The organism is Rubneribacter badeniensis (assembly GCF_002899695.1).
Lineage (GTDB): Bacteria > Actinomycetota > Coriobacteriia > Coriobacteriales > Eggerthellaceae > Rubneribacter > Rubneribacter badeniensis.
The window spans coordinates 1-25,828 of sequence record NZ_PPEL01000040.1; the positions used below are offsets into that span (position 1 = coordinate 1).

Sequence of the window (25,828 nt, forward strand, 5' to 3'; positions counted from 1 at the left end):
GGGTTGTCCGGGGGGGAGTTCCGCACATACGACGAGCAGATAGCCAAGCTCCTCGAGAAGGGGCTGGCCGTCTCCGACGTCGCGGCGGCGAAGAGCAAGCTCGCCGCCGTGGGCTACTTCGCCCTCGTGAGCGGCTACAAGGAGCCGCTGCGCGACCCCAGCACCCGTCGCTACAAGCCTGGCGTCTCCTTCGACGATGTTGTCGCCCTCTACGACTTCGACGACGCACTGCGCGACCTTTTCGAGCGGGCGATCAGCGACGTGGAGCTCAAGCTCAAGAGCACGCTCTCGTATGCATTCTGCGAGCGCCACGGCGAGGGGCAGGCGGCCTACCTCGACCCCGCGAACTACACGCCGAAGGGGAAGAAGGCCAAGGCGATGTCCAAGTTGCTTACGACGCCGGGCGGCCTCGCCAACGTGAATACCGACTACGCATACATCGTGCACCACAGGAAGAAGCGCGGGAACGTGCCGCTCTGGGTGATCATGCGCGCGCTCACCTTCGGCCAGGCGTCGATGATGTACTCGTTTCTGCTGCCCGCCGACAAGGCGGCCGTGGCCAAGGGCTTCGACCATGTGAACGAGCGCGAGCTCGCGCAGATGATGCTCTACCTCGTGCTCTACAGGAACGTGTGCGCCCACGGCGAGCGGCTCTTCTCGCACCGCGCCTACTCGGACATGCCCGACACCGCCCTGCACGCGAAGCTCGGACTCGCGAGAAACGGGCAGGAGTACGCCTGCGGCAAGCGCGACCTGTTCGGCTGCGTTATCGCCCTGTGCTACCTCCTCTCTGCGGAGGGCTTCCTCGCCTTCAAGCGCAGGCTGGCCTCGATCATCGACCGGTTCCTCCGTGGCAACGAGGCGGTGGAGCGGGGCGAGCTCTTCGCCTACATGGGCTTCCCAGAGAACTGGAAGGATGTCACCCGCTACCGGATGTGAGTCTCTGTCGTCAGGGCGACGCCACCTGATTCAATCCCCGCATCAACTCAGACTTTTAAACAGCGCAGCGCGGCGTGGTGGGTTGGTCGTAGGACCCGCTCCACAACGCCGCGCTATTCAAAAGTCGTGCGATAAATTTCTTCGAATCCATTACCGTTGTAAGTCGAGTTCGGCGTTGACGCGGCTGAGAATCGGTCGCCGCTGCCGGCTTGTGCGTCCGCGCCGTCCGGCGCGGTCGGCGTCGTCCCCGTCGCACGCGACCCTGCCCCCGCTGCCGTGTCGCCGCAGCGTTCGCTATTGCATGCTCCTCCGCTCGGCGGCGAGCAGCCAGACGAACGCGGCGGCCATGAGCGCGAGGCCGACCGCGTCGAAGGCGATGAAGCGCTCGATGTTCGCTGCGAGCAGGTCGTGGCCGACGGGCAGTCCCGCGCGCACGTACGATTCGCCCACCAGACCGATCGCCTGCTGGACGAGCACCACTACGGCAAGCGAGCGGAACCTGCGTGGCTGCGCAATGACGGCGGGGTAGGTGGCGTTCCACATGAGGAAGGCCACGCCGAGGCCTTGCACGGCCGCCGTTCCAGCTGCACCCGACAACTCGTAGGCGGGCGCGTACGCGGCGGGCTGCGCCACGAATGCGAGCGCGCACTGCACGTTAACGGCGAACACGAGCGCGAACGCCCCGCGCACGCCCCATGCGGCGGCGCGCACGCCGCGTGGCGTTGCGGGCGCGGATGCTGGCTGCTTCGTCGTCGGTTGCTCGCGTGCGTCCATGGAATCGCCGTCCTTTCGCGTTGTCGTGCAGCATACCACGTGCTTGGCGGGCAGCGCGCGGAGCGCAGCGCTATACTGATGCTGAGCAGTCGAAGAAAGGAACCTCCATGGACAACTCCGTTTCTCCTAATCCCGGCGTGGTCGACGGGGACGCTGTAGCTGCGGTGACCGACACGGCTACGGCTGCGGCTGCGGCTACGGTTACGACGGCCGATACGGCTGCGGCTCCGACGGTCGCGGATCCTGCCTCGGCCTCGGTCGCGCAGCCGGATGTCGCAAGCGCCCTCTATCGCGCATCGCATCCTGTCGACCATCCGGCGTTCGACCAGTTCGTCGCCACCATCGCGGCGCTGCGCGCGCCGGACGGCTGCCCGTGGGATCGCGAACAGACGCACGAGAGCATCGCGCACAACATGATCGAGGAAGCCTACGAGGCCGTTGACGCCATCGAGGCGCGCGACGTGGTGCATCTGCGCGAAGAGCTGGGCGACGTGCTTTTGCAGGTGGTGCTGCACAGCCAGATCGCCGCAGATGCGAGCGAGTTCGACATCGACGACGTGTGCGCCGACGTGAACGCGAAGATGGTGCGCCGCCACCCCCATGTGTTCGGCGAGGCGAGCGCAGAGAACGCCTCCGAAGTGCTCGACCTGTGGGACAAGGTAAAGCTGGCAGAGCGGGATGCCACTGGGGCTGCTGGGGCTGCCGGGGGTGCCGGGGACGCTGGCGACACCGGCGGCGCGAACGGGGCAGATGGGGCTGGTGCCGCGGATGGATCCGGCGGGGAGGCCGCCCCGCCGCGTCGCGCGTGCCTGCTCGACGGCGTGCCGACGAGCTTTCCGGCGCTCATGCAGGCGCAGAAGGTGTCGCGCAAGGCCGCTGCCGCCGGTTTCGAGTGGGATACGCTCGACGACGTGTGGGAGAAGGTGCGCGAGGAGATCGGCGAGCTGCAAGAGGCCTATGCGGCCGCACCGAAGGCTGCTAATGGGAAGGTGGACGCAAGCGCCGCGCTCGCGTCCGCGTCGGGCGCGCGTGCAACTGCGGAAGTTGGCGAGCGCGATGGTTCGGCTTCTGCGCCCGCCGTTTCCGGTTTGGTTGATGATTCCGGCTCCGGACCTGCCGCCAGCGCCGCTTCGACTTCCGCTCCCGCCCTCGACCCTGCAACCGCATCCGGCTCGGCCGCTGCCGCCGTCGCCGCTGTGGAACTTGAGTTCGGCGACGTCCTGTTCAGTCTGGTGAACGTGGCTCGTCGTATGGGCGTGGACGCCGAGAGCGCCCTGCGCGCCACCTGCGCGAAGTTCCGTTCTCGCTGGGCCGCTATGGAGGCTGCCGCGGCTGCGCAGGGCCGCCGCATCGAGGATCTTTCCGCAGACGAGCAGGAGTCTCTTTGGGAGGTCGCCAAGCAAAGCTGCCAAGACGCATCCGCGCGGTGATGAATGCGGCGCGCTGCAGCGAAGGCCTGCGAGAGGCGGTGGCATGCGCTCCGGTGTCGTGCGGCGGTGGGCCGAGGGCGAGCCTTCGGGCGGCAAGCGAGAGCGGGCGGAGCTGCGAGCGGCGGGCGAGGATGGGAAGGTGGGAGGAACGGGGTTTGCCCGCCGCTCGCGTTTTGAAAGGTGCTGGATGCTTCTTCTGTCGCTCTTGAGGATTGCACCTCAGAGGGCTGGCTGACGTTGACGCAACGCGACTTTCGTGGCCCGACCGGCAGCGCTGCGGCGCTGCGGTGCGGCCCGTCTTGCGCACGACGGGCCACCGACGGGTGACTGGCAACGCGGTATCACGTCGGTGCGGCGGTGCGAGCGAGAGCGCGTGGACAAAAACGCGCGTATTCTCTGGATTTCGGCGGCGATATCTGGCGATTGTGCCATTGACGCAAAATGCGACCAGGGGTTTTCTGGAGCGGGTTCGGCGAGAGGCAGAGAATGCGCGTCGTTTTGTCCATGACCCTTTCAATAAGGGATTCTCAGATGCGAGAAGAGGGCGTTGGCAGGCGGCTCGAAAGTTGGCTGAAAGGCTCCCGTCCTTGCTCGCTCCCGCCTCCGCTGTTTCCACCTCTTTCTGCGCTTTACGATCCTCGGTGATGCGACCGCGCGGCGGTTCGTGCGGCTGTCGGCGGCGATGCAGTCGCGTGGAGAGTTCTCTTGGCCATCAGCAACGACGCGGCCACGTGGAGGGTGTAGTCGCCGGCGGCAACGCGACTGCGTGAGGAGCGCGGCCATCAGCGGCAACGCGACCACGTGGCGGCTTCACGCGGCTGTCGGCGGCGACGCGGTCGCATTGCGGCTTCGCGTGGCACACGATTCTGCGCAGTGCGGCGCGACATCTGGCTATTTGGGCAAGATTTTCGGGCACGCCATCATGCGGCGATTCGTCGCGGTATCATGAAAGTGAAACACACGCATTCGTCAAGGAGCGAGCATGTCTGACGTCGAATCCGCATCGCAGGGCCCCCTCGAGCCGCCGCGTTGTCCCGATCCGCAGCCGCTTGACCACCGGCTTTGTGCTGGCGAGAGCCTATTGGAGCGAGAGGCGGGCGCATCGCTGCGTTTGGTCGACGACGCGCGCCAGCCGACCGACGGCGATCTGCAGCGGCTGCGCAGCGTCGAGGTGCGCACGCGCGAGATCATCCAGAAGTACCAGGCTGCGATGCGCGAGATGGAGGTGCGCTTCGAGATCCTTGACCAAGACCTCAACCTCAAGAAGCACCGCAATCCCATTCACCATGTGGAATCGCGCATCAAAAAACCTGCGAGCATCTTCGAGAAATTGGGGCGCTACGGCAAGCAGCCCACGCTCGAGAACATGGAGCGCTACATCATGGACATCGCGGGCGTGCGCGTGATCTGCTCGTACATCCATGATGTGTACAATCTGCTGGAATTGCTGCAGCGCCAAGACGACCTCGAGATCGTCACGGTGAAGGACTACATCGCCAACCCCAAACCCAACGGCTATCGCAGCCTGCACGTTATCGCGCGCATCCCCGTGTACTTCCTCGACAAAAAGGAGCTCATCCCCGTTGAGATTCAGCTGCGCACCGTGGCGATGGACTTCTGGGCAAGCCTTGAGCACGATCTGAAGTACAAGGCGGTGCGCGAGCTGGAGGGCATCGACTCGTACGCCGAGCTCAAGGACTGCAGCCGCATCATCGAGGATGTGGAGGCCCGCATGCAGATCCTTGCCCGCGCGCTCGAGATGGAAGAGTGATGCTGAGTGGTTAGCTCTCGAAATACTTCAAAAAGCGTGCGGCCAGACGATTCTCGCGGATGACGCTGGCGCTTTCGGGCTCTTCGACACGCGCTGCCACAAGGTTCATGACGTTGGAAACGAACTCTAAGATCGCCGTAATCAAGTCCAAATCGGTCATGGCCACCACCTCCCTCCGTTTGAACCCTCACTTGGGGACATGGGTGGAAAGGGGTGTGGTGCCTGTGCCGCCTCGGTTCCCCGTGTTTACTATTGTAACGAGCCCATCCAACGCGTAGATGGCGCAGATCCAGCAGAAAAGCGCCTCGATCTTGTGCGTTTCCAGCAGAAGCTGCGCACGTTTCTAACGCACTTCAAGCAGAAATCTAGCGCGAATCAAGCGCATTTCCAGCACCCCAGGTCACAGGCGCGTTCAAAACTGCATCTACTCACTCCATAACGGTGGAAAACCCGTTCGCGCGGGGCGGACGGGTTTTCCAAAAGGGAGGGGGAGCGCCGGCGTATAAAGATGAAGGGAAACAGCGTTGTGCCAATGAGCAGCAGCGTCCACTCTTGGCCAGAACTTAGGAAACGGAACAGCTTTTCGTGCGAAGTCGATGGACCGGCCAGACCCTGCTGCATTTTGTGCACGCCGTCGTTGTTCCCGGAACTCCGTTCATTCAGCATAAGGCAAACGAGTAGTAGGGCGATGCTGCAGGCATCAAGCACAGGTCGGGCCACGACGAGCAGGGATGTCGGCGCGTACTGTAGTAGGCAAAAAAGCGCTTCGTTCGCCAGATAGGCCATGGGTATCGCGATGGCGCTCACGCGCGGTGGATACGTGGACAGAAGGTGTGCGAGCAGAAGGATGACCAGGGCATCGCCCACGCCGGAGAACAGCTGCGCGAGGTATGTGAGGGGAAGATATTCTGGTGAGCTTTCGGGTAGCAGCTGTGTCCCAAGGTAGAGTGCCCCGTACAACGCAAAGCAGGCAACGCCGCCCAGGAACAATTGGCGGATCGGAGGGATAAAGCTACGAAAAATGTAAGCGATGGTGAAGCAGGTTGCAATTTTCACGAGTCGTGCGAAGTTGACTGCTTGTTCAGGTTGAGCCGCTGATTCAAGCCGCGCTGACCATATGGATGCCAGCACGAGGGAGAAGGCGGTCGCGGCAAGTGCAAGCACGAAGAGAGAGCGCTGATCAAGGGATGCATGCGTCGCCCGTCCTTGTAGTTTCCCCATGCCCCCTCCTTTGATCGGGCTCATGATAGCACTCCTTCGGCCCTTTGGTTTTGGTTGTCGTGGAAACGTTGAGCCGCTACACTGGGATTCATGATGAAGCGTGCGACCAGAGTGCAGTTCGACGCCCCGCCAGCGCGGGGCGTCTTCGCGTCCGCACGTGCGGTGACGGGGCGTTTTGTGCGCACCCATGCGGTGTTGGTTGTTTCGGCTGTGGCGGCGCTCGCCACGGTGCCGTTCGTGCCGCCGGATGCGGCCTATCTGGGCTACTTCGACCTCAAGACGCTCGCGTGCTTGTTCAGCATCCTCGCGCTGGTGGGAGCGCTGCGCAACGTGGGTGCGTTCGAGGCCGTTGCCCGTCGCGCTGTGGCACGCTTCTCCACCTGTCGCTCGGCTGTGGCCGCGCTCGTGGCAGCTACCCTCGTGGTGTCGATGGTGGCCACAAACGACATGGCGCTCATCATGTTGCTACCGCTTTCGGCCGTCACGCTGCTCAAGGCGGGGTGGGAGCGTGTGCTGCCGTTTGCGTTCATCATGCAGAATCTCGCGGCCAACTTTGGCGGCATGATCTTGCCATTTGGCAACCCGCAAAACCTCTACCTGTTCGAGCGCTTCGCCATTCCTCCGGCAGATTTCCTGGCGACGATGGCGCTGCCGTTTGCGGTATCGGTGCTGCTCATTGCCGTGTGCTGCGCGGTGTTTGTGAAGCCGCTGCCCGCCCGCATCCCCTCGGTACCCGTCGAGGCCGACAATGCCTCAACCCCCGCAGTTTCCGCGCAATCCTCCCACCGACGTGCCCGCGCTGCCCTCTATGCGGCGCTCCTTGCGCTCGTCATCGCGTCGGTGTTTCGCCTTGTTCCGTACCCCGTTGCGCTTGTGGCCGTCATTGCGGCTCTGGCTCTGCTTGACCGTCTCGCTCTGCGCGCCACCGACTTCGGCCTCTTGCTCACGTTCGCGTGCTTTTTCGTGTTCGCGGGCAACATGGCGCGCATCCCCGCCGTTGAGGCCGTGTTATCGCAGGCCATGCAGCAAAGTGCCCTTCTGGTGAGCGCCGGTGCGAGCCAAATAATCAGCAACGTTCCAGCCGCCGTGCTGCTTTCGCACTTCGCCACAGACTATCACGCGCTGCTCGTGGGCGTGAACATCGGCGGTGCGGGCACCCTGGTAGCCTCGCTCGCCAGCCTGATCACGCTCAATCACTTCCGCATCGTGCGTGCGTCGTTTCCCGGCCGTCCCGAGCTCGCACGCCACACATCGCGGACGTTTCTCGCGCAATTCACCCTGTATAATGGTGTTTTCCTGGTCATTCTTCTGGTTGTTTGTTTCGCGTTCTCTTGTGGCGGCGCGTAGCTGCACGCGGAATGCTCGTACGCGGGTCTGCAAGTTGGTATGGGCCGGGTTGGCCCGCTGAGTAAAGCAAAGCCTCGCCGGGATCGTCGGGGCTCGGAAGTCCTCGTCCAACGGGCAGACGAGTAGGCGGGGCGGGGGCTCCGAAGCGCCTGACCGCAGGGAGTTTTGCCCGAAATTCCGCAAGCGCGTTCGCGCCAACGGCGGTTTGACATGAGCACGTAGCGACCCAATGCGAAAATCACTAGATTGCTGTCGGTTTTCGCCTACTCGCGAGATCCATCGCCGGTTTGCGGTTCGCCGATCGGCAAGTGAGTTCGCGAAGGGCGGGCTCGCGCACTCTGCGGCGCCTTCCACCGCGCATGCCCGCGCGCCAAACACCCCTTGAACAGCCGTTGGCCGATCGGGCACCCGACACCTTTGAACAACCGCCGGCCAATCGGGCTTCCGACGCCCTCGCACGGACGAACCTCCGCGAACCCTGGACGATGGGGACGTGGCGGGCCCTGGGCTTCCGACGCTCTCGCGCGGACGAACCTCTGCGAACCTCTTGACTTGGAGCACGCTCTAGCATTTATGATAACATGCGAGCCTATCGAGAGGAGCTTCCCATGAAACCAGAGTTCGCGTCCACGCCGAAGCTCGGCTTCGGCTGCATGCGTCTGCCGCTGACCGATCCGGACGACCAGAAGAGCATCGACATCGAGCATTTCAAGCGGATGGTCGACGCCTTCATCGAAGGGGGCGGCACGTACTTCGACACGGCCTTCGTCTACCACGAGGGCGCCTCCGAGACGGCGCTGCGCCGCGCGCTTGTGGAGCGCTACCCGCGCGACGCCTACACCGTCGCCACGAAATGCCTGGCCTGGGCCGCGCCCGATGCCCAGACGGCGAAGTCGAACCTGCCCACGTCGCTTGAGCGCCTGGGGCTGGACTACGTGGATTTCTACCTGCTGCACAACGTGGGTGGCGAGCGCACCGCGAAATTCGACGAGTACGGCATGTGGGACTTCGCACTCGAGGCGAAGGAACGCGGCCTCATCAGGCATGTCGGCTTCTCCATGCACGATGGGGCCGATGCGCTCGACGCGCTGCTCGCGGCCCATCCGCAGATGGATTTCGTGCAGCTGCAGGTGAACTACCTCGATTGGGACGACCCGGTGGTGGAAGCGCGCCGCTGCATGGAGGTGGCGCAGAAGCACGACGTCCCCGTGGTCATCATGGAGCCGGCGCGCGGCGGTCGCCTCGTCGAGCTACCCGAGCGCGCCGCCGACGTGCTGCGCGCGGCGAGCCCCGACGCGAGCACGGCCTCGTGGGCGTACCGCTTCTGCTACAACCTGCCCAACGTGCTCACGGTGCTCTCGGGCATGTCGAACCTCGACCAGGTGCGGCAGAACGTGGCCGACTACCAAGCGAACCGTCCGTTCTCGCCCGAGGAGCAGCGGGCGCTGGACGAGGCCGTCGAAACGCTGCGGGGCATGGCGAACGTGCCGTGCACGAACTGCCGCTACTGCGTGAAGGATTGCCCGCAAGGGGTGGTCATCCCCACCATCCTCGGCCTGATCAACCTCGAGCTCATGACCGAGAACCGCGACTTCGCGAAGGGCCTCTACTCGTGGCAGGCCGCTCCCGGGCCGGCGTCGAAATGCATCGCGTGCGGCGCGTGCGAGAGCATGTGCCCCCAGGGCATCGACATCATCCACCAGCTTGAAGTGGCGGCTGAGCGCTTCGAGTAGCGTCTGGGCGCTGTGCGTCGGTTTTGCCTGCGAGTTTTGCTGCGCCACGCCTTCCGGTGCCCTGCGGCGCGTCGTTGCGCAACAGGGCACCGAGGTTGACGTGTTCGCGTTTGTTTGGTTGCTCCGGCTGCTGCGGATGCCTCTCCTTTTGCCGTGCGCTTCGAAAGCGCTACAGCGTTTCGGCCAGCTTCGTTCCGCAGAGGTAGCCGGATGTGATGGTGTTCGCCATACCGTAGCCGAAGCCTACATACGTGTCGTTGTAGAGGTTGCCGCCCGCTTCGTTGCCCACGGCGTACAGGCCCTTGATGGGCGCGCGGCTGACGTTGAGCACCTGGTAGTCGGTGTTTACAAGCAGGCCGCCCCAAGAACACAGATTGTTTTCCTCCGCGATGATGAGGTAGTAAGGGCCTTCGCCCAGGGCGTTGAGGTACTTCGCGCTCTTGCCGAACTGCGTGTCGGCGCCCGACGCGCAGAATTCTTCGTAACGGGCAAACTGATCGGCGAACAGAGTGACATCCATCCCGGCAGCCTCTGCCAGCTCCTCGGGGGTGTTTCCCTTGTAGCCGCCGCCCGTTTCCACCATGGCGTCGAACACTTCGGCGATACCGGTCCAGGGCGTGTCGAGTTCGAAGGCGGGCTTGTACTCGGGGGGAAGGCCGGGGCTGTAGTCCACTCCCAAGCCGGCGAGGCCCTCTTGCTCAAGGGCGCGCATGATGTCCTGCGAGACGACGACGTAGTGGAACGATCCCTGGTAGGCGCTCGAGTTCGCGGCGGGAACCGCATCCAACACAAGCGCCTCGTTGCGGAAGCGGGTTCCCGTGGCTTCGACGTTAAGGAGGTTCGCCACGTAGCACAAGATCATCGGATACTTGCAGGGGAGGTCGTCGAATCGTCCTACGAGCGCGTCTGTGGCGCGTGCGAGCGTTTGATGGAGCATCTGCCCGCCGAAGTTCTGCGGCTTCTGCGCCCCTGCTCGCCACGCCATCTCAAGGCCCTCTCCGATGTTCTGGGGCAGTCCGGCGAACACGCCCTCGAATCCGAACACGGCTTTGACCAGCGCGGCGTTCGCGCCATATCCTCCGGTGGCGATGACCACGGCTTTCGCGTCGATTTGAATTCCCATTCCGTCACCGTCAACAACGATGGCGCCGGTGACGGTGCCCGCCTCGTCCGTCACGAGTTTTTTCGCGGTCGTGTTGAGCAAAACCTCGCCGCTTGATGCCACGTGCTTGTCGAGCATGGCTTGGAACAGCGGCTCGCGCTGGTCGTAGTCGGGCAACTGCGTGATGTCGGAGCCCATTCCCAGGTAGGTGAACTCCCAGCCGTTTTGAGACATCCAGTCCACGGCCGCGCCGGAGCTGTTCACCAGCTGACGGATAGCGGCGGCGTTGACGCGCCAGTGCGAGTCGGCCACCCACTGTTCGATGATGGGATCGGTGTCCGTGACGGCGCCGGCCGCTTTCGCATACGAGCTATTGGGCACCGAGGGCGCCCACGATTTCAAGCTTGCGCCGCCGATGGACGAGGTTTTTTCCACGAGGATGACGCTCAGTCCCAGTTCGGCTGCTCGCACAGCCGTGTTCGTGCCGGAGCATCCGCCGCCGATCACCACCACGTCGCACGTCTTCGTCTTTTGTACGTCCACCTCTTCGCGCGTGTTGCCGGGAAGTGCGGACGCGATGTCGACGTTGAGGCGTTGTGCCCACGACTCCGCTTCGCTTGCGTTGCCGTTCTGACTGTCGGCAACGGGTGTTCCGCTTGGCGCGCACCCCGTCAGTCCGAGCGCTGCCAGCGCTCCTGCCGAGGCCGCTCCTACCAGAAAGCCCCTTCGCGAAAGAGCTTCCTTTCCATTGTTCCTTTCCATTGGTCCTCCTTGTGTTTGCATGCCATGTAATTGCGCGCAGCCGCCCTGCTTGTCAAACTGCCGTGCGCATCGGGGCGATCTTGCCGTTCGATGGCGCTGCGATCTAGACCCTTCTGGTGGGGTTTTCGGAAATTCCCAGGTGAGGGGCTGTGTCTTCCAGTCGATTTTGCGACGTGGTGCGGGTATACTGCTGCGGGGAGAAAGGAGGGCGTCCGATGCGTTGGGGGAAGGACGGAAATGCGTTGCTCGCGGCGATGCTGGCAGGTTTCGCTTTGCTGTGCTGTGCGAGCGTTGCATGCATCTTTCCGAACTCCCTTATGTCGAACGACGCGCCAAGGGATGCGTATCGCGCGTTCAATATGGCGTTCGGCATCTCGACATCGGTGATGTCCCTGTGCTACGGCTTGGCCGTTGCGCGTTTTCGTCGTGTGGCGAGCAAGGTGTTCTTCGTCGGCGCGATGGGTGGGTACGGCATGCTTGCATGTGGGTTGGCGCTTGCGTTCGCAGCGGGCTGCGAAGGGGAGATCGAACTTGCGGGCGCGGCGGGCATGCTGAGCGGAATCGGCCTTGCACCAGCGATGGTGTTCTGGTTCGGCATGCTCACCTTTTTGCAAGAGCATCGTGCGGCGTTCGTGCAGGGATGGCAAGCCCTTATGGGAGGGGTGTTGTTTGCGTCTCTGTTCTTGCTGACCGCGGATGCGGGATGGGCGATCATTTTGGTGTGCGTGCTGGTATCGTGGCTGTGCGCCGCGGTCGTTCGTCGCATGGAGAAAGCTTGCGACACGCATTCTTTTCACGAAGGGTCGCGTGAGCATGACGGTGCGTCGGAGGACGCTCTGGATGCGCTGCAGGTTTCCGTGCTTCCTGTGGCGGGTTTTGCGGTGGTGTCGTTTTTGCAGGGTGCGCTTATGGCTATCGCAATGGCTCCGGAGGGCTCTCCTTGGGGCGGGATCGCAAGTAGCTGGGGCGCGCCTGTTGGTGCGTGTGCGTTTCTCCTATGGACTCGATTCGGCAGGCGTCGCAATTATACGGTCGCGTTGCAGGTGGTGCTCTGCCTGATCGCGATCGCGCTCGTGTTGGTGCCGTTCGATGCGCTGATACTCTTCATGGGTGCTGGATATCAAGTGTGCGGCCTGGTGTTCTATTCCCTCGTCATCGACGAATTGTCCAGTCGTCGAGCGCTTGCCGTCGTGTTTATCTCGGTTGGGTACTCATTTTCTCACGTGGCATTTCTGGCGGGACTGTATGTGCCAGGTACGTTCGGCGTTCGTTCGTACGACGCGTTTCACCAGTCGATGCCGCTCATGGTATTTCTGGCTTATGTGGTGTTCGCGGCCCTTTTGATTGTCACGCAGCGAAGTCGCAAGCGCGAGCTGCGCGAGATGGAACGGGTCTTGTTCCACCAACGCGAGGAGCAAGAACAGCTGAGACGCGCTTTGGCAGACGCTTTGGAAGAAAAGCACGTCGAGACGTGTCGAGCCATTGGTTGCCGACATGGATTGACGAAACGCGAGACGGAGGTTCTCGGTCTTCTCGCGCGCGGACGCGACGTGGCATTCATCTGCGAGGAGCTGTACTTGGCGCGCAATACGGTCAAGGGCTATTCGAAGCGCATCTACGCGAAGTTGGGTGTTCATTCGAAGCAAGAGGTCATCGATTTGGTGGAGGCCGAGCGCCACATGCGTTCGTAGTGGGGGTTTACGTGCGCATGATCTGGCTTTACGTGTCCTTTTCTCCATTCTGACGCGGTCTTTTCCCAACCTTAGGGGCATCTTTACTCGCCCCTTCCCTCGTTCTTACCTTCTTTTCTTACGATGGTTCCCGCACGCAGGTTGCGGGCCGCAGGGGCGGCTCGTAGCGGAAGTGCGCGCAGGTCGCAGGGCGGCCAGCGATGGAAACGTACGCGATCCTGGCTGACGACGCCGGGGATACGGGAGGAACGCAAGCATGAAAGAAGGGTTTCTGAGCAGGCGCCAGTTCGTCGCTGGCGGGGCGGCGTTGGCGATGGCGGGCGTGTTCGGCGCCTTGACGGGATGCACGGCCAGCGGATCGGGCGCGGCTGCCGGTGCGAGCGCGGCCGGTGCGAGCGCGGGCTCCTCGGCGGCCTCGTCCGACGTTTTGACCATGGTGTGGCTGCCCGACAACTCCTCGGCCGACCTGAGCGCCGCCCGTGAGGCCATGGGCCAGGCCATCACGGACGCCTGCGGGCGCGAGGTGGAGCTTCTGACCACCACCGACTACAACGTGGCTATCGAGGCCATCGCCTCGGGCAAGGCCCAGATGGCGTATCTGGGAGCCGAGGGCTACGTGCAGGCCAACAAGAAGAATCCGAAGGTGCTGGCCGCGTTCACGAACAGCGACGAGGAGGGCGGCCTCGACGGCGCGTGCTACTACAGCCGCATCAGCGTCCTTTCGGAGAACGCCGACCAGTACAAAGACGGCGATTCCTACTCCATCGAGAACATCAAGGGCAAGTCGTTCTCGTTCGTGTCTGCCACGTCCACCTCGGGCTTCAAGGTGCCCTCCAGCGCCATCGTGGATCAGTTCGGCCTCGAAAGCTCCGACGAGCTGCTGGAAGGCGGCGCGTTCTTCTCCGAGGTGCTGTTCGGCAACTCGCATCAGGGCTCGGCGGTGAACCTGCTGTCCGGCGACGCCGACGCGGCCGCGTTCGACGACGTGGACGTGGACATGTACCTCAACCTCGTGTCGGGCGAGGCGAACTCGGTGGGCGCCGTGTACCAGGTGAAGGACGACGCCGAGGCCCCCTTCGACACCGTGCGGGGCAAGCAGTTCACCATCATCGGCATCACGCCGGTGCTGAACGCCCCCATCTGCTTCAACGAGGAGGCCATCTCCGAAGAGGATCGCACGAAGATCGTTGAGCATTTCTGCTCCTACGAGGTGGCGAACAACCCGCAGATCTTCGTCGACCCCGAGGATGAAAACGCCAAGGGCATCTTCGAGAAGGCGTCCGAGAAGACGCGCTTCGTGGAGGTGGACGACGCGTGGTACGAGCCCGTGCGCAAGCTGAACGGGGCCGAGTAATGAATCGAGCAGGGGGCGACGTGCTGCTTGAGCTGCGCGGGTTGGCGAAGAGCTACGACGGCCGCGCGCGGGCGCTCGACGGCGTGAACCTCGAGGTGCGCCGGGGCGAGTTCGTCAGCATCATCGGCTCGTCGGGCGCGGGCAAGTCCACGCTCTTGCGCTGCGTGAACCGCCTCATCGACCCCACGGAAGGGTCGGTGACCTTCGACGGCGACGACGTGACGCAGGTGCGCGGACGAGCGCTGCGCGCGTGCCGCCGCCGCATCGCCATGGTGTTCCAGCACTACAACCTTGTGCACCGCGCCACGGCCATCGAGAACGTGCTGCAGGGGCGCTTGGGCTACAAGTCCACGGTCGCGGGCATGTTCGGCCTGTTCAGCGAGGATGAGAAGCGCCGCGCGTTCGCGATCCTCGGCCAGGTGGGCCTTTCCGACTTCGCCTACGTGCGCACCGACCAGCTGTCGGGCGGGCAGAAGCAGCGCGTGGGCATCGCCCGGGCGCTCGTGCAGGATCCGCTGCTCATGCTGGCCGACGAGCCCATCGCCAGTCTCGACCCGAAGTCGTCGCGCACGGTGATGGAGCATCTGCGGTGGGCGGCCGACGAGCTGGGTGTGGCGTGCCTGGTGAACCTGCACCAGGTGGATTTCGCGCTGGAGTTCTCGGACCGCATCGTGGGACTGGCGGGCGGCAAGCTCGTGTTTGACGGCGCGCCCGACGAGCTGGACGAAGCTATGATCGCGCGCATCTACGGCACGGATGTGGAAGGTGCCGGGGTTGACGGCGCTGCGGGAGTCGCCGACGCTGCGGATTCGGATGCTGCCAACGGTTGCATCGGCCCGGCTGCAAAGGCTGACCGCGCTGCGGGTCGCACGGGCGGGGCGGGTGCGCCCGCAACCGGCCCGGTGGCCGCTGCGGATGATGACGCTTTGAGCGTTGCGGCCTCCGCATCCGATGGTTCAGCCGCTGCAGCTGGTCTGGCTCCCGCAGCCGACGGCCCGACCCCCGCAGCCGCCGCAGCCGCTCCGGCCTCCGCGCCCGACGGCCCGACCGCATCCGGGGTGGTGGCCGCATGACGGAGCGCGCGTTGCGGCCGACGGGGCTGCTGGCGGGTCTGCGGACCCGTCGGGCGGTTCCGCGCGGCTCTTACGACGGGTCGTTCTTCCTGCGGCGCACGTTGGCCGTTGTGGCGGCGGCGATCATGCTGGTGGCGCTCGGCGCGCTGTCGGGCACCTACGTCGGTTTCGATTTCGTACAGGCAATCCTCGACGTCCCGGGCGGGTTCGCATGGATGGCTACCCAGTTCGTTCCCTCCTTCTCTTCCCTTCAGAAGCTGGATGCCATCCTGCCCGCTTTGGGTTCGACGATCCTCGCCTCGGTCGCCTCAAGCTGCACGGCGGCGGTCCTGGCGTATATCTGCGCGGTGCTGGGGTCGCGCGCGGTGGGGGTGGGAGGACCGTTTCCCCTCGTCGTGCGCGCCATCGCGTCGCTGTTCCGCAACATTCCGGTGGTGGCCTGGGCGTTCATCTTGCTGTTCTCGTTCAAGCAGAGCGAGTTCACCGGGTTCTTCGCCCTGTTCCTCACGAGCTTCGGCTACCTGACCCGCTGCTTTTTGGAGAGCATCGACGAGATGAGCGCCGGCCCGGTGGAGGCGTTGCGCGCGTGCGGCGCGAGCTACGGGCAGATCGTGGCGCAGGCGGTGATTCCCATGAGTATCACGTCGGTGGTCAGCTGGGTGCTGTACATGATCGAGACGAACATCCGAGACGCCACGCTCGTGGGCATCCTCACCGGCACCGGCATCGGGTTCGTGTTCGACGTGTATTACAAGAGTTTCCGCTATGACGTTGCGGGCCTCGTGCTGCTGTGCATCATCCTCGTGGTCATCGCCTGCGAGCTGGTGTCGAACTTCGTGCGAAGGAGGATCCTATGACGGGCGAGCCGAGCGGCGGGCGCGCGGGCGACGCGGGCGTTCTCGCCGGTGCCGCGGACGGGCCGAACGGCGCGCGCATGGCCCGATCGGGCAAGATCAAGGTGCACGTGGCTTCCAAGTCCAACGTGTCGCTGTACGTGGTGCTGAGCGCGTTCGTGCTGGTGACGGTGTTCGCCCTCGTGACGATGGACTATGGGAAGGTGTCGTTTCCCGCAGCGATGGCCGCAGCGGTGGAGGACTTCGTCACGATGATGACGCAGCCGGGCCTCGGCGGGCACTTTACGCTGCCCGACGTGATCGAGGGCTTGTTCGTGTCGCTGGCCTTGGCGCTGCTCACCACGTTCATCGGCGCGGTCATCGCGTTCGTGCTGGGGCTTTTGGCCTCGTGCAACCTGTCGAACAAGGGCGTGAGCAACGTCATCAAGGTGTTCATGAGCGTGGCGCGCGCGGTGCCCACCATCCTGTGGGTGCTCGTGTTCTCGGTCGCCATCGGCCTGGGGCCGGAGGCGGCGGTCGTCGGCCTTCTGTTCCACAGCGTGGCATATCTGGTGAAGGCGTACTCGGAGAGCTTCGAGGAAGTGGACGCGGGCGTGTTGGAGGCCCTGCGCGCGAGCGGCGCGTCGTGGTGGCAGGTGGTGTTTCAGGGCGTGGTGCCCGAGAAGGTGAACGAGATGCTGTCGTGGACGTTCATCCGCTTCGAGATCAACTTCGTGAACGCCGTGGCCGTGGGCGCGGTGGCGGGTGCGGGCGGCATCGGCTACCAGCTGTTTTTGGCGGGCAGCTTCTACTACGACATCAACGAGGTGGGCTTGATCGTGTACTTGTGCTTGGCCGTGGCCGTGGTGCTTGAGGTGGTGGCCACCAAGTTGAGGAAGCGCTACATCGTGCAGCGCTAGGTTCTGCCGGCCCGTCGGGCGGCGGGCTGGTTCGATGCTGCGGGTGCTTGCGGCGGCGGGTGCGGGCGCGTTGCGCATGCTGGGCGTGTCGCGCGCCGGGTGCGCCATGCGTGGCGGGCGTGTTGGGCGCGCCGCACATGGCGGATGCGCGCGCTGTGCCTTCCATGGGTGTGGCGGGTACGCGCCGCCGCATACTCTGCGGGTGCGTCGGGTGTACGCGGCTGCGCCCTTTGCGGACGCCTGCGGCAACCTGATGGATGATCGATTGGACGAAGAGCAGATGGGAGAGGTGCTTTGTTGAGACGATACGAACGCACGCGCGCCCTGGTGGAGGGCGATCCCGCGCTGGCGCGGGCCATCGTGTGCGAGATCGAGCGCGGATCGGAGCGCGGGGCGATCTGCGTGCTTGACGAGCCGCGCGAAGAGTTGGTGATGGTGCAGGCGCGCGAGACGGCGCAGGGCAGCCTGTTCTTCCTGGGCGAGGCGCTTGCCACGTCGTGTCGCGTGCGCCTGGGCGACGCGGTGGGCTTGGGCCTTGTGTTGGGTAGCGATCAGTGCCGTGCGTACGAACTGGCCGTGGTGGATGCGGCGTTCTCCGGCGTGGACGGCACCGCATGGGCCTCCCGCTGGGATTCCGAGTTGCGCGCGGAATTGGCGCGCATCGAGGCGCGAGACGAGCGCGAGGCGCGTCGCATCGCGGCGACGAAGGTGGATTTCTCGACGATGGAGGTGGAGTTGTGATGATTGCCGGGGACGAGGACTTGCATCGCATGCAGCGCGCGTTTCGGGGCGTCCTCGATGCGTTTGCCCGTCCGGGCACGGTGCATAGCGTGGAACCCGCGCCGGGAAATCCGGTGCGGCCTGTGGCGCTCGACGCGTCGTTGGAGCAGGTTGTGCGCTTGTTCGTGGATCAGGCGGTGACGTTTTTCGTCGCCGATTCCGAAGCAGATGCCGCTGCGTCCTACCTTTCGAGCGAGACGCACGCGCGTCGCGCGCCTTTGCGCGACGCCGACTTCGTGGTGGTGCCCGCCCGTGCGGACGCGCAGACGGCGCGCGAGGCGGTGGGCGAAGCGTGCCGCGGCACGCTGGTCGCTCCGGAGAAAGGGACCACCGTGCTTATGGGTTGCGCTCGTTTGGCCGAGGTGCCCGCAGGCGACGGGGCCGACGAGGCCAGGGATGGAAGCGAGGCCGACGAGGCCAGGAGCGCGAGCGAAGCTGACGAGGCCAAGGAGGTCGGCAAGGCTGAGGGAACTGGCGAGGCCAAGGGGGCCAGCGAAGCGAGCGGGTGCGATACCAGCGAGGCCAAGGAGGTTGGCGAACCGGCCATGCACGTGGTGGCGCTGCGCGGGCCGGGGGTGGAGCGCGAGAACCGCTTCGCCGTCGATCGCGTGGACTGGCTTCATGCCCGCGCCGAGCGCGGCGACGAGTTTCCGTGCGGCATCGAGATCGTGCTGGTCGATCCCGAGGGCCGCGTGGTGGCCATCCCGCGCAGTTCGAGCGCAGCCCTCGTCGGCGACCCCTCGCCGATGTTTCACGTGAAACAATCGCCGCATTGCAACGCGGCAGAGGAACAAATGTTTCACGTGAAACATTCCGAGGAGCCGTCGTGCGAGGAGTCGCCGCGCGGAGGGTCGGTGGATGGAGCTTCGGCGGGCGAGGCGTCGGCGAACGAAGCCCCGCTGTGCGAAGGATTGGCGGGCGAGGCGTTGGTGGACGAAATCTCGGCAAACGGGGAGGTGCGCTAAATGGGCTACGTTGCCGTTCGCGGCGGAGGCAAGGCCATCGAGGAAAGCCTCAAGCTGCTCGAATGCGAGCGCGTGAGCGCGTCGGCGTCGTGGGGCACCGACGAGATCGAGGGCACGTTCCCCGAGCTGGTGGACCAGGTGATGGGCGAGGCGTCCCTGTACGCGCCGCGTTTGGCCGCGCTCGCGCTCAAGCAGGCGCAAGGCTCGCCCGACGAGGCGGTGTTTCTGCTGCGCGCGTTCCGCTCTACGCTCGAGCGCCCCTACGTGTCGCGCCCGGTGGACACGGCGCAGATGCGCGTCGCGCGCCGCGTGTCGGCTGCGTTCAAGGACGTGCCCGGCGGGCAGGTGCTTGGAGCCACGCGCGACTACAGCCATCGGCTGCTCGCGTTCGACTTGGAAACCGAAGGGGCCGAGGAGTTGGCCGAGAAGCGCGCCGAGCTGACGGCCCATTTCGACGAGGCTGCCCAGGCGTCCGAGGCCGCTGGGCGTGAGGGCGTTTCCGCGGTCATGCCGCGCGTGCTGGATTACCTGCGCGCGCAGGGGCTGCTTGCGCAGGTGGAAGCCGACGATGCCGAGCCGGTGGATGCCACGATGGTGCCGCTGTCGTTTCCCGCGCCGCGCTCGGTGCGTTTGCAAACGCTCGCGCGCGGCATGACGCAGGCGGTGGAGGCGCTGGGCTACGCCGCCATCCGCGGCTTCGGCCCCGCGCATCCCACGGTGGGCGAACTGCGGCAGGGCCGTGTGGCGGTGGCGGTGGATCACCCGTTGGAGGCGGGCGGTCCGGAGGACGCCTACTATCTGGGCTCCATCCCGGTGACCGAGGTGGAGAGCGTGTTCGAGGACGAAGGCGCATCCGGGGCATCCGAGGGCGCAGGAGCGGGCACGGGCGCGGGATCCGGCGGCGGCTCGACCGGCGGCGCGCGGGCAGCGGGCGGGTCTGTGGAGGGCGTCGCGGCGGCCGCCGGTTCGGCTGCCGGCTGCAGCGCGAGCGGCGGCGCGAGCCTCGCGCTGACCGTCGGCTACGGTCTCGTGTTCGGCCGCGCGGAGACGAAGGCCATCGCCATGAGCGTGCTCGACCATTGCTTGGAGCACGGAGATGCGCGCTATCCCACCGAGGACGAGGAGTTCGTGCTGTACCACGTGGACGGCGTGGAGGCCACGGGCTTCATCTCGCACCTCAAGCTTCCGCACTACGTGACGTTCCAATCGAAGCTGTCCAGCGTGCGCGAGACGCGCGGCGCCGAGCCGGAGGAGGCTTCCCATGCAGCAGCACTATAACTACGCGTTCTTCGACGAAGCATCGAAACGCGAGATCAGGCGCGCCATCATCAAGGGCGTGTCCATCCCCGGCTACCAGGTGCCGTTCGCTTCGCGCGAGATGCCCATCGGGCGCGGATGGGGCACGGGTGGGCTGCAGATCACGCTCAGCCTCATCGGCCGAAGCGACGTGCTGAAGGTGATCGACCAGGGCAGCGACGACAGCGTGAACGCGGTGAACATCAAGAAGCTCGTGGCCGACACCACCGACGTGGAGGTGACCGAGGCCACGGAGGAGGCCACGCTCATCCAATCGCGCCACCGCATCCCCGAGCGTCCGCTGCGCGCCGATCAGATCCTCGTGCTGCAGGTGCCCACGCCCGAGCCGTTGCGCAGCTTCGAGCCCCGGGAGGCCGTCACGCGCCGCCTGCACGCCGAGGCCGACTACACCGGCGCGTGGCTGGAGCTGTTCGACCAGATCGTGCGCCACGGCACCACGACCACCGGGGCCGACCATCCCGTGCTGGTGAACGGCCGCTACGTGATGGCCCCCTCGCCCATTCCGCGCTTCGACAACCTGAAGCTGCATCAGGCTGACCATCTCACGCTTTTGGGCGCGGGCCGCGAGAAGAAGATCTACGCCGTGCCGCCGCACACCGACGTGGCGCCGCTCGACTTCGAGGACTACCCGTTCTCGGTGGAGCGCTTCGACGGCAAGCGCTGCCGTCTGTGCGGTGCCGAGGGCGTCTACCTGGACGAGTTGGTGGACGAGGCCACGGGCGAGACGTACCACCAGTGCAACGACACCGCGTTTTGCGCCGCCCGCCGCGCGGCGAGGGAGGATGCGCCGTCGGAAGGCTCTTGGGAAGGAGGCCGCCATGCTTGATGAGCAGCGATTCGGAGCGGACGAGACGCCGTGCTTGTCCGTCCGCCATCTGTCGAAGCGCTTCGGGGCGGGGTGTTCGCACTGCTTGGAGCCGGGTGCGCAGCTGAACCGCAACGTGTGCCCGCGCTGCGGCACGGTGCATGCGGTGCGCGACGTGAGCCTGGAGGTGTTCCCGGGCGAGATCGTGGGCGTTGTCGGGGAATCGGGCAGCGGCAAGTCCACGTTCATGAAGTGCCTGTTCTTCGACGAGGAGGCCACCGAAGGCGAGGTGCGCGCCCTGCCCTACGACGGCGGCGCGGCCAACTTGCTGGATCTGTCGCCGCAACAGCGCCGCGCCGTGCGCAACACGGTGTTCGGCATGGTGTACCAGAACCCCTACCTGGGGCTGCGCATGGATTTCTCCAGCCTGTCGAACATCGCGGAGCAGATGATCGCTGCCGGAAGCCGCAGCGTGGGCGTCATGCGCGGGCGCGGCGAGGAGCTGCTCACGCGCGTGAACATCCCGCTTACGCGCGCCGCCGAGCCGCCGCGCAACTTCTCCGGCGGCATGCAGCAGCGCGTGCAGATCGCCAAGGCGCTGTCGAACAACCCGCCCATCCTGCTGCTCGACGAGGTGACCACGGGGCTCGATCTGTCCGTGCAGGCCGCCGTGCTCGACCTCATCCAGCAGATCAGGCGCGACTTCAACGTGAGCATGCTCGTGGTCAGCCACGATTTGGGCGTCATCCGCATGCTGGCCGACCGCACGCTCGTCATGCTGGACGGCCGCGTGATCGAAAGCGGCCTGACCGATCAGATATTGGAGGACCCCCAGCATGCCTACACTCAGCAGCTGGTGTATTCGCTGCTCTGACGAGCAGCGAATCGCGCCGACGCTGCGGCGCGCTGGGGCACCCCGCCTTCGCGCGATGCCGAAAGCTTGCGTACCGAAGTACGCGGCGCTTTCGCCATCCCACGAATTCGGGGCACCCCAGCGCCCCTCGCTGACTTACTACGCCAACCTGTGCGCCTTTTTATGCCGCCTCGCGGCGGCATGGACAGATCGCTGTGCCCTGTCCAACCAACTCTTGAAAGGAACCTTCCATGAACGCTAACTCCTGCATCATCCGCGGTGGCTCGGTGGTGTGCGCCGACCGCGTGCTGCCCGACCACGACGTGGTGATCGTCGACGGGCGCATCGCCGCTATCGAGCCCGTTGGCGCGCACGACTTCGACGTGCAGTCCGACGCCGCGCTCGGCGCGCTGCCCGTGGTGGACGCGCGCGGCGCTTACGTGACCCCCGGCCTCATCGACGTCCATTCCGACTACGTGGAGAACGTGGCCTCGCCGCGTCCGAGCGTGGTGATGGACCTGAACACGTCGCTGTACAAGGCCGACCGCGAGCTGGTGTCGCACGGCATCACCACCATCTTCCACTCGCTTTCGGTGTACGGCGCGCACATCTTCGACCACAAGCCCATCCGCAATTTCGGCAACGTGAGCGCCCTCATCGACCGCGTGGCGGCCATGCGCGGCGGCGAGGAGCGCGATCATCTCATCCGTCACCGCCTACACATGCGCGTCGAACTGGACTCGGTCGATCTGTACGACGACATCGAGCGCTACCTGCGCTCCGGCAAGGTGGACCTCGTGTCGTTCATGGACCACACGCCGGGGCAGGGGCAGTACCGCGATCTCTTGCTGTTCGGCGAAACGCTCAAGGGCTATCGCGACGTGACGGACGAGGAGGTGCGCGAGATCATCCAGCAACAGCAGGAAAGCGAAAAGCTTTCCTATGCCCAGATCGCGAAGCTGGCCGACATCGCCCGCGGGCGCGGCATCTCCATCGCCTCGCACGACGACGACAGCGCCGAGAAGCTTGCGTTCATGGACGGGCTTCAGGCCACGATCTCGGAGTTCCCCATCTCCCTCGACATCGCCCGCGAGGCCCGCGCTCGCGGGATGCACACCGTCGCAGGCGCACCGAACGTCATGCTGGGGCATAGCCATTCGGGCAACCTCTCGGCGCGCGAGGCGGTGACCGCTGGTGCGATCGACGTGCTGTGCAGCGATTACTATCCGGCGGCGCTGCTCGACGCCGTGTTCGCGCTGCGCGATGCGTGCGGGCTCGATATCGCCCAAGCGTTCGCGCTGGTCACCATCAACCCGGCGAAGGCTGCGGGCATTGCCGACGAGGTGGGGTCGCTCGCGGTGGGCAAGCGTGCCGACGTGCTGCTGGTGCGCGAGATCTCGTGCGGCGCCGCAGGTGCTACGGCGGGCGCGGACGTGGTAGGCGCGGTGCGCTCGGGTGCGCGGGGCGCGGTCGATGCAGATGCGTGCGCGGGTGCTGCGGCAAACGCGCAGGGCGCGCACACGATGCCCACGGTGACGCGGGCGTTCGTGGGCGGCCACTCCGTGTTCCGCTCGCATTATCCCGATCAGCCGTTGGGCTATGGGCGCGATGCGGACGAGGCGCGCGCGTTCGGCGCCGCTGGTGCGGGCGGCACTGTAGGTGCAGGTGGCACGGGCGTTGCAGGTGTGGGCGTCGCAGGGGCAGGTGCCGCCAGTGGCATGGATGTCGCGCTCGTTGGAAACGCAGCCGTCGCCAGCGCGTCTTTCCCGAGCGTTGCGGAGGTGAGGTAGCATGGCCGAAGCGCTCTGCTCCAAGGCCGGCATCGGCATCCGGCGGGATCCTGCAGACGCGTGCGAGCAGTCTGAACCCTGCTTCCGCTCTCGCGCGCTCCCTCGCACGCAGGATCCCTCAGGCACTCGCGAACGATCTGCGGCCGCTCCGCTGCTCCAGATCGAAGGCTTGTCGAAGTCGTTTCTGCTTCATCGCGTGAGCCGCCGCGTGCAGGGGTGCCAGGATATCGCGTTCTCCATCGAGCCTGGCCAGTTTGTGGGCATCACCGGGCGCAGCGGCAGCGGGAAGTCCACCATCCTGCGCTGCATCTGGCGCACGAACCTGCCCGAGCGCGGGCGCATCCTGTACGATTCGGCCCGTTTCGGCATGCTCGATCTGGCGCAGGCCACGCAGCGCCAGATGCTGTACCTGCGTGCCTACGAACTGGGTTACGTGTCGCAATTCCTCAACGCGCTGCCGCGTCAGACGGCCTATGACATCGTGCTGAAAAGCGCGCTCGAGACGCATGGCACTGCCGACCGCCCTCGCGCCGAGCGCGAGACTGAACGCATGCTGCGCCACTTCGACCTCGACGAGAACCTGTGGGAGCTGTACCCGCGCACGTTCTCCGGCGGCGAGAAATTGCGCCTCAACATCGCTGCGGCCATGATCAAGCATCCGCGCCTGCTGCTTTTGGACGAGCCCACCGCCTCGCTCGACAACGCATCGAAACTCAAGGTGCGCACTCTCATCGAGCAGTTGAAGGCCGAGGGCACCACGATGCTCGGCATCTTCCACGACCTCGAATTCATGGAAGGGTTGTGCGATCATGAGTTCAACATGCAGGAAGGCATGATGGTGTGACGGATGCGCGCCTATGCGCGGACGCGGTCGGACGACCGGCGGTTTCGGGTGTGCGCTATGTGCCGCGTGCCGGACGACCCGCGCCGGCGGTCTCGGATGCGTACCGGATGGCCGGCAGCTTCGGGCGTGCGCCGGACGGCCTCGGGTAACCCATGCCGACGGTTTCGGGCATGTTTGTATGCGATCTACGGCCGACGGTTTCGGGTTCGCGCGGGTGGCTCCGAGTTGCTTGGGCGCGCATGGGAGACTTCGGATGTGCGTCGTTGGCGGCCTCGGGTGTGCGGGTTTGCACTGCGAGCGGCCTCGGGTGTGCGGGTGCCGGCCCTGGGTTGCTCAGGGTGACCGACGGCTTTGGACGCGCGCGACTGGCAATGGGCAGAAAATTTGCAGCTTCGTGGCAAGTTTTGACGGAAAACGGAAAGTGGAAGGCGGCGAATCGCGACATAGAGGGAAAGGCGATTCTCGGACGTTGCGTTTTGCCTGATCGGAGCCATAGCATTTTCCGGTATGCCGAAAGGGCCTCGGGGCGCTTGCCGATTTCGGGCAAAACTTGCCACATCCGGGCGCTTTGAAGGCTTTCGGGGTAAGAGGGGCAGAAAGGAGTGGGGCGCGATGGCCGCCTTGCATGAGATATTTGGCGGTGAAGCGACGGCATGGCACGCCGATGTCGACTTCCATGTACACACGACGGCATCCGATGGGTCGGACACGTTCGAGGAGGTGCTTGGTCAGGCCCGCGCGCGGGGCATTACGTGCCTGGCGTTCACGAACCACGATACCACGCGCGGCCTGAGCGAGGCCGTCGCGCTGGGCGAGCGCTTCGGCGTGCGGGTGGTGGGCGGCATCGAGGTGAGTGCCTACGACTTCGAGCGCGGACGCAAGGTGCACGTGCTGGGCCTGGGCATTGAGGAGGGAGCGCCCGCGTTGGCGGCTCTGTGCGATCCGGTGCTTGAGCGGCGCAACGCGAACACGCACTGGCAGCTCGATCGGCTGGTGGAAGCGGGCTATGCGGTGGACGTGGAGCGCGCGCTTGCGCTGGCGCGCGCGTCGACGTGCCTGTACAAGCAGCATCTCATGGCCGCGCTTACCGACGAGCCGTTCACGAGCACAGGTTGCCGCACGCTGTACCGCAGCCTGTTCAAGAACGGTGGCATCTGCGATCGCGACATCGAGTACGTGGACGCGCGCGATGCCGTGCGCGCCATCGTGGAAGATGGCGGCGTGGCCGTGCTCGCGCACCCCGGACAGCTTGACAGCTACGATTTGCTGCCCGATCTGGTGGATTGCGGGCTGGGCGGCATCGAGCGCTTCCATCCCGACCACACCGCCGCCGACCACGCGCGCTGCGCCGATCTGGCCGAACGGTACAATCTGCTCTGTACCGGCGGCTCGGACTACCACGGCCGCTTCGGCGCGGTGGAAAGCGTGGGAGCGCCAATCTGATGCAGCGAGGGGGGCGGGGCGTCGGCTTGATATGGTGAAAGGCGCGGGGGGGGGCGACCTGGCGCGGCGGGGAGCGTGGGT

At 65.4% G+C, this 25,828-nt stretch carries 22 protein-coding genes; 18 read left to right on the forward strand and 4 right to left on the reverse strand.

The genetic code is table 11. From position 1 onward, the window contains the following. Positions 1-939 (forward strand): Abi family protein (locus tag C2L80_RS07585; protein WP_204600553.1); only part of this gene is annotated, 939 nt, incomplete at its 5' end. A 294-nt stretch (positions 940-1,233) separates the two neighbouring features. Here the strand turns inward: C2L80_RS07585 and C2L80_RS07590 are convergent. After that, complete coding sequence (locus C2L80_RS07590) at positions 1,234-1,713, reverse strand: hypothetical protein (RefSeq protein ID WP_239938811.1); 480 nt, start codon at positions 1,711-1,713, stop codon at positions 1,234-1,236. Positions 1,714-1,820: 107 nt separating this feature from the next. Between C2L80_RS07590 and mazG the strand changes: the two genes are divergently transcribed. Then, the gene (mazG, locus tag C2L80_RS07595; protein WP_239938813.1) at positions 1,821-3,143 is read left to right on the forward strand and encodes a nucleoside triphosphate pyrophosphohydrolase; all 1,323 of its coding nucleotides are present in this window, start codon (positions 1,821-1,823) and stop codon (positions 3,141-3,143) included. Between the two features lie 982 nt (positions 3,144-4,125). Beyond that, on the forward strand, positions 4,126-4,914 hold the full coding sequence (locus C2L80_RS07605) for a GTP pyrophosphokinase (RefSeq protein WP_087197819.1): 789 nt from the start codon (positions 4,126-4,128) through the stop codon (positions 4,912-4,914). 10 nt (positions 4,915-4,924) lie between these two features. On the opposite strand, the gene C2L80_RS13880 is transcribed toward C2L80_RS07605, so the two are convergent. Both C2L80_RS13880 and C2L80_RS07610 read right to left on the reverse strand, forming a co-directional pair. Further along, a complete protein-coding gene (locus C2L80_RS13880) occupies positions 4,925-5,074 on the reverse strand; it encodes a hypothetical protein (protein ID WP_157941037.1) in 150 nt (49 codons plus the stop codon). A gap of 215 nt (positions 5,075-5,289) precedes the next feature. Further along, on the reverse strand, positions 5,290-6,159 hold the full coding sequence (locus tag C2L80_RS07610) for a hypothetical protein (RefSeq protein ID WP_129589919.1): 870 nt from the start codon (positions 6,157-6,159) through the stop codon (positions 5,290-5,292). Positions 6,160-6,225: 66 nt separating this feature from the next. Here C2L80_RS07610 and C2L80_RS07615 point away from each other — a divergent pair, with 66 nt between their 5' ends. Both C2L80_RS07615 and C2L80_RS07620 read left to right on the forward strand, forming a co-directional pair. Beyond that, complete coding sequence (locus tag C2L80_RS07615) at positions 6,226-7,482, forward strand: SLC13 family permease (protein WP_087197823.1); 1,257 nt, start codon at positions 6,226-6,228, stop codon at positions 7,480-7,482. 608 nt (positions 7,483-8,090) lie between these two features. Further along, positions 8,091-9,215: an aldo/keto reductase gene (locus C2L80_RS07620; RefSeq protein ID WP_087197825.1), complete on the forward strand. Its 1,125-nt coding sequence runs from the start codon at positions 8,091-8,093 to the stop codon at positions 9,213-9,215. A gap of 169 nt (positions 9,216-9,384) precedes the next feature. Here C2L80_RS07620 and C2L80_RS07625 read toward each other — a convergent pair whose 3' ends face one another. Beyond that, the gene (locus C2L80_RS07625) at positions 9,385-11,079 is read right to left on the reverse strand and encodes an FAD-dependent oxidoreductase (protein WP_103262962.1); all 1,695 of its coding nucleotides are present in this window, start codon (positions 11,077-11,079) and stop codon (positions 9,385-9,387) included. A gap of 359 nt (positions 11,080-11,438) precedes the next feature. Between C2L80_RS07625 and C2L80_RS07630 the strand changes: the two genes are divergently transcribed. The 13 genes from C2L80_RS07630 to C2L80_RS07690 all read left to right on the forward strand — a co-directional run bounded on the left by C2L80_RS07630 (position 11,439) and on the right by C2L80_RS07690 (position 25,747). Continuing rightward, on the forward strand, positions 11,439-12,770 hold the full coding sequence (locus C2L80_RS07630) for a LuxR C-terminal-related transcriptional regulator (RefSeq protein ID WP_157941038.1): 1,332 nt from the start codon (positions 11,439-11,441) through the stop codon (positions 12,768-12,770). 256 nt (positions 12,771-13,026) lie between these two features. Then, entirely contained in the window at positions 13,027-14,124 is a 1,098-nt protein-coding gene (locus tag C2L80_RS07635; RefSeq protein WP_103262964.1) for a phosphate/phosphite/phosphonate ABC transporter substrate-binding protein, read from the forward strand. Next, entirely contained in the window at positions 14,124-15,197 is a 1,074-nt protein-coding gene (phnC, locus tag C2L80_RS14585; protein ID WP_275668748.1) for a phosphonate ABC transporter ATP-binding protein, read from the forward strand. Before C2L80_RS07635 ends, phnC begins: the two co-directional genes overlap by 1 nt. Further along, a complete protein-coding gene (locus tag C2L80_RS07645) occupies positions 15,194-16,054 on the forward strand; it encodes a PhnE/PtxC family ABC transporter permease (RefSeq protein ID WP_087197833.1) in 861 nt (286 codons plus the stop codon). Before phnC ends, C2L80_RS07645 begins: the two co-directional genes overlap by 4 nt. Continuing rightward, positions 16,051-16,950, forward strand: coding sequence for a PhnE/PtxC family ABC transporter permease (locus C2L80_RS07650; RefSeq protein WP_087197835.1), 900 nt, complete (start codon positions 16,051-16,053; stop codon positions 16,948-16,950). The genes C2L80_RS07645 and C2L80_RS07650 overlap by 4 nt, the downstream gene beginning before the upstream one ends. Before the next feature lie 297 nt (positions 16,951-17,247). Then, complete coding sequence (gene phnG, locus C2L80_RS07655) at positions 17,248-17,691, forward strand: phosphonate C-P lyase system protein PhnG (protein WP_087197837.1); 444 nt, start codon at positions 17,248-17,250, stop codon at positions 17,689-17,691. Beyond that, the gene (phnH, locus tag C2L80_RS07660; RefSeq protein WP_087197839.1) at positions 17,691-18,695 is read left to right on the forward strand and encodes a phosphonate C-P lyase system protein PhnH; all 1,005 of its coding nucleotides are present in this window, start codon (positions 17,691-17,693) and stop codon (positions 18,693-18,695) included. Before phnG ends, phnH begins: the two co-directional genes overlap by 1 nt. After that, the gene (locus C2L80_RS07665) at positions 18,696-19,973 is read left to right on the forward strand and encodes a carbon-phosphorus lyase complex subunit PhnI (protein ID WP_087197841.1); all 1,278 of its coding nucleotides are present in this window, start codon (positions 18,696-18,698) and stop codon (positions 19,971-19,973) included. Beyond that, positions 19,957-20,838, forward strand: coding sequence for an alpha-D-ribose 1-methylphosphonate 5-phosphate C-P-lyase PhnJ (locus C2L80_RS07670; protein WP_087197843.1), 882 nt, complete (start codon positions 19,957-19,959; stop codon positions 20,836-20,838). The genes C2L80_RS07665 and C2L80_RS07670 overlap by 17 nt, the downstream gene beginning before the upstream one ends. Next, complete coding sequence (locus C2L80_RS07675; protein WP_087197845.1) at positions 20,831-21,691, forward strand: ATP-binding cassette domain-containing protein; 861 nt, start codon at positions 20,831-20,833, stop codon at positions 21,689-21,691. Before C2L80_RS07670 ends, C2L80_RS07675 begins: the two co-directional genes overlap by 8 nt. 230 nt (positions 21,692-21,921) lie before the next feature. Further along, a complete protein-coding gene (locus C2L80_RS07680) occupies positions 21,922-23,460 on the forward strand; it encodes an alpha-D-ribose 1-methylphosphonate 5-triphosphate diphosphatase (protein WP_103262965.1) in 1,539 nt (512 codons plus the stop codon). Position 23,461: 1 nt separating this feature from the next. Beyond that, positions 23,462-24,304 (forward strand): phosphonate C-P lyase system protein PhnL, encoded by an 843-nt coding sequence (locus C2L80_RS07685; protein WP_239938815.1) that lies wholly within the window; start codon positions 23,462-23,464, stop codon positions 24,302-24,304. Between the two features lie 612 nt (positions 24,305-24,916). Beyond that, positions 24,917-25,747 carry a PHP domain-containing protein gene (locus C2L80_RS07690; protein ID WP_103262966.1) on the forward strand — a complete coding sequence of 277 codons (831 nt, stop codon included), beginning with the start codon at positions 24,917-24,919 and terminating at the stop codon, positions 25,745-25,747. Positions 25,748-25,828: the final 81 nt, after the last annotated feature.

What these genes read in the sequence shown, in the direction of transcription:
- C2L80_RS07630 (WP_157941038.1), top strand. Translation starts at nt 11,439, where the DNA reads ATGGCGTTCGGCATCTCGACATCGGTGATGTCCCTGTGCTACGGCTTG.
- C2L80_RS07690 (WP_103262966.1), top strand. Translation starts at nt 24,917, where the DNA reads ATGGCCGCCTTGCATGAGATATTTGGCGGTGAAGCGACGGCATGGCAC.
- C2L80_RS07635 (WP_103262964.1), top strand. Translation starts at nt 13,027, where the DNA reads ATGAAAGAAGGGTTTCTGAGCAGGCGCCAGTTCGTCGCTGGCGGGGCG.
- C2L80_RS07625 (WP_103262962.1), bottom strand. Translation starts at nt 11,079, where the DNA reads ATGGAAAGGAACAATGGAAAGGAAGCTCTTTCGCGAAGGGGCTTTCTG.
- mazG (WP_239938813.1), top strand. Translation starts at nt 1,821, where the DNA reads ATGGACAACTCCGTTTCTCCTAATCCCGGCGTGGTCGACGGGGACGCT.
- C2L80_RS07665 (WP_087197841.1), top strand. Translation starts at nt 18,696, where the DNA reads ATGGGCTACGTTGCCGTTCGCGGCGGAGGCAAGGCCATCGAGGAAAGC.
- C2L80_RS07670 (WP_087197843.1), top strand. Translation starts at nt 19,957, where the DNA reads ATGCAGCAGCACTATAACTACGCGTTCTTCGACGAAGCATCGAAACGC.
- C2L80_RS07620 (WP_087197825.1), top strand. Translation starts at nt 8,091, where the DNA reads ATGAAACCAGAGTTCGCGTCCACGCCGAAGCTCGGCTTCGGCTGCATG.
- C2L80_RS07615 (WP_087197823.1), top strand. Translation starts at nt 6,226, where the DNA reads ATGATGAAGCGTGCGACCAGAGTGCAGTTCGACGCCCCGCCAGCGCGG.
- C2L80_RS07675 (WP_087197845.1), top strand. Translation starts at nt 20,831, where the DNA reads ATGCTTGATGAGCAGCGATTCGGAGCGGACGAGACGCCGTGCTTGTCC.
- C2L80_RS07610 (WP_129589919.1), bottom strand. Translation starts at nt 6,159, where the DNA reads ATGAGCCCGATCAAAGGAGGGGGCATGGGGAAACTACAAGGACGGGCG.
- C2L80_RS07685 (WP_239938815.1), top strand. Translation starts at nt 23,462, where the DNA reads ATGGCCGAAGCGCTCTGCTCCAAGGCCGGCATCGGCATCCGGCGGGAT.
- C2L80_RS13880 (WP_157941037.1), bottom strand. Translation starts at nt 5,074, where the DNA reads ATGACCGATTTGGACTTGATTACGGCGATCTTAGAGTTCGTTTCCAAC.
- C2L80_RS07590 (WP_239938811.1), bottom strand. Translation starts at nt 1,713, where the DNA reads ATGGACGCACGCGAGCAACCGACGACGAAGCAGCCAGCATCCGCGCCC.
- C2L80_RS07650 (WP_087197835.1), top strand. Translation starts at nt 16,051, where the DNA reads ATGACGGGCGAGCCGAGCGGCGGGCGCGCGGGCGACGCGGGCGTTCTC.
- C2L80_RS07680 (WP_103262965.1), top strand. Translation starts at nt 21,922, where the DNA reads ATGAACGCTAACTCCTGCATCATCCGCGGTGGCTCGGTGGTGTGCGCC.
- C2L80_RS07605 (WP_087197819.1), top strand. Translation starts at nt 4,126, where the DNA reads ATGTCTGACGTCGAATCCGCATCGCAGGGCCCCCTCGAGCCGCCGCGT.
- C2L80_RS07645 (WP_087197833.1), top strand. Translation starts at nt 15,194, where the DNA reads ATGACGGAGCGCGCGTTGCGGCCGACGGGGCTGCTGGCGGGTCTGCGG.
- phnC (WP_275668748.1), top strand. Translation starts at nt 14,124, where the DNA reads ATGAATCGAGCAGGGGGCGACGTGCTGCTTGAGCTGCGCGGGTTGGCG.
- phnH (WP_087197839.1), top strand. Translation starts at nt 17,691, where the DNA reads ATGATTGCCGGGGACGAGGACTTGCATCGCATGCAGCGCGCGTTTCGG.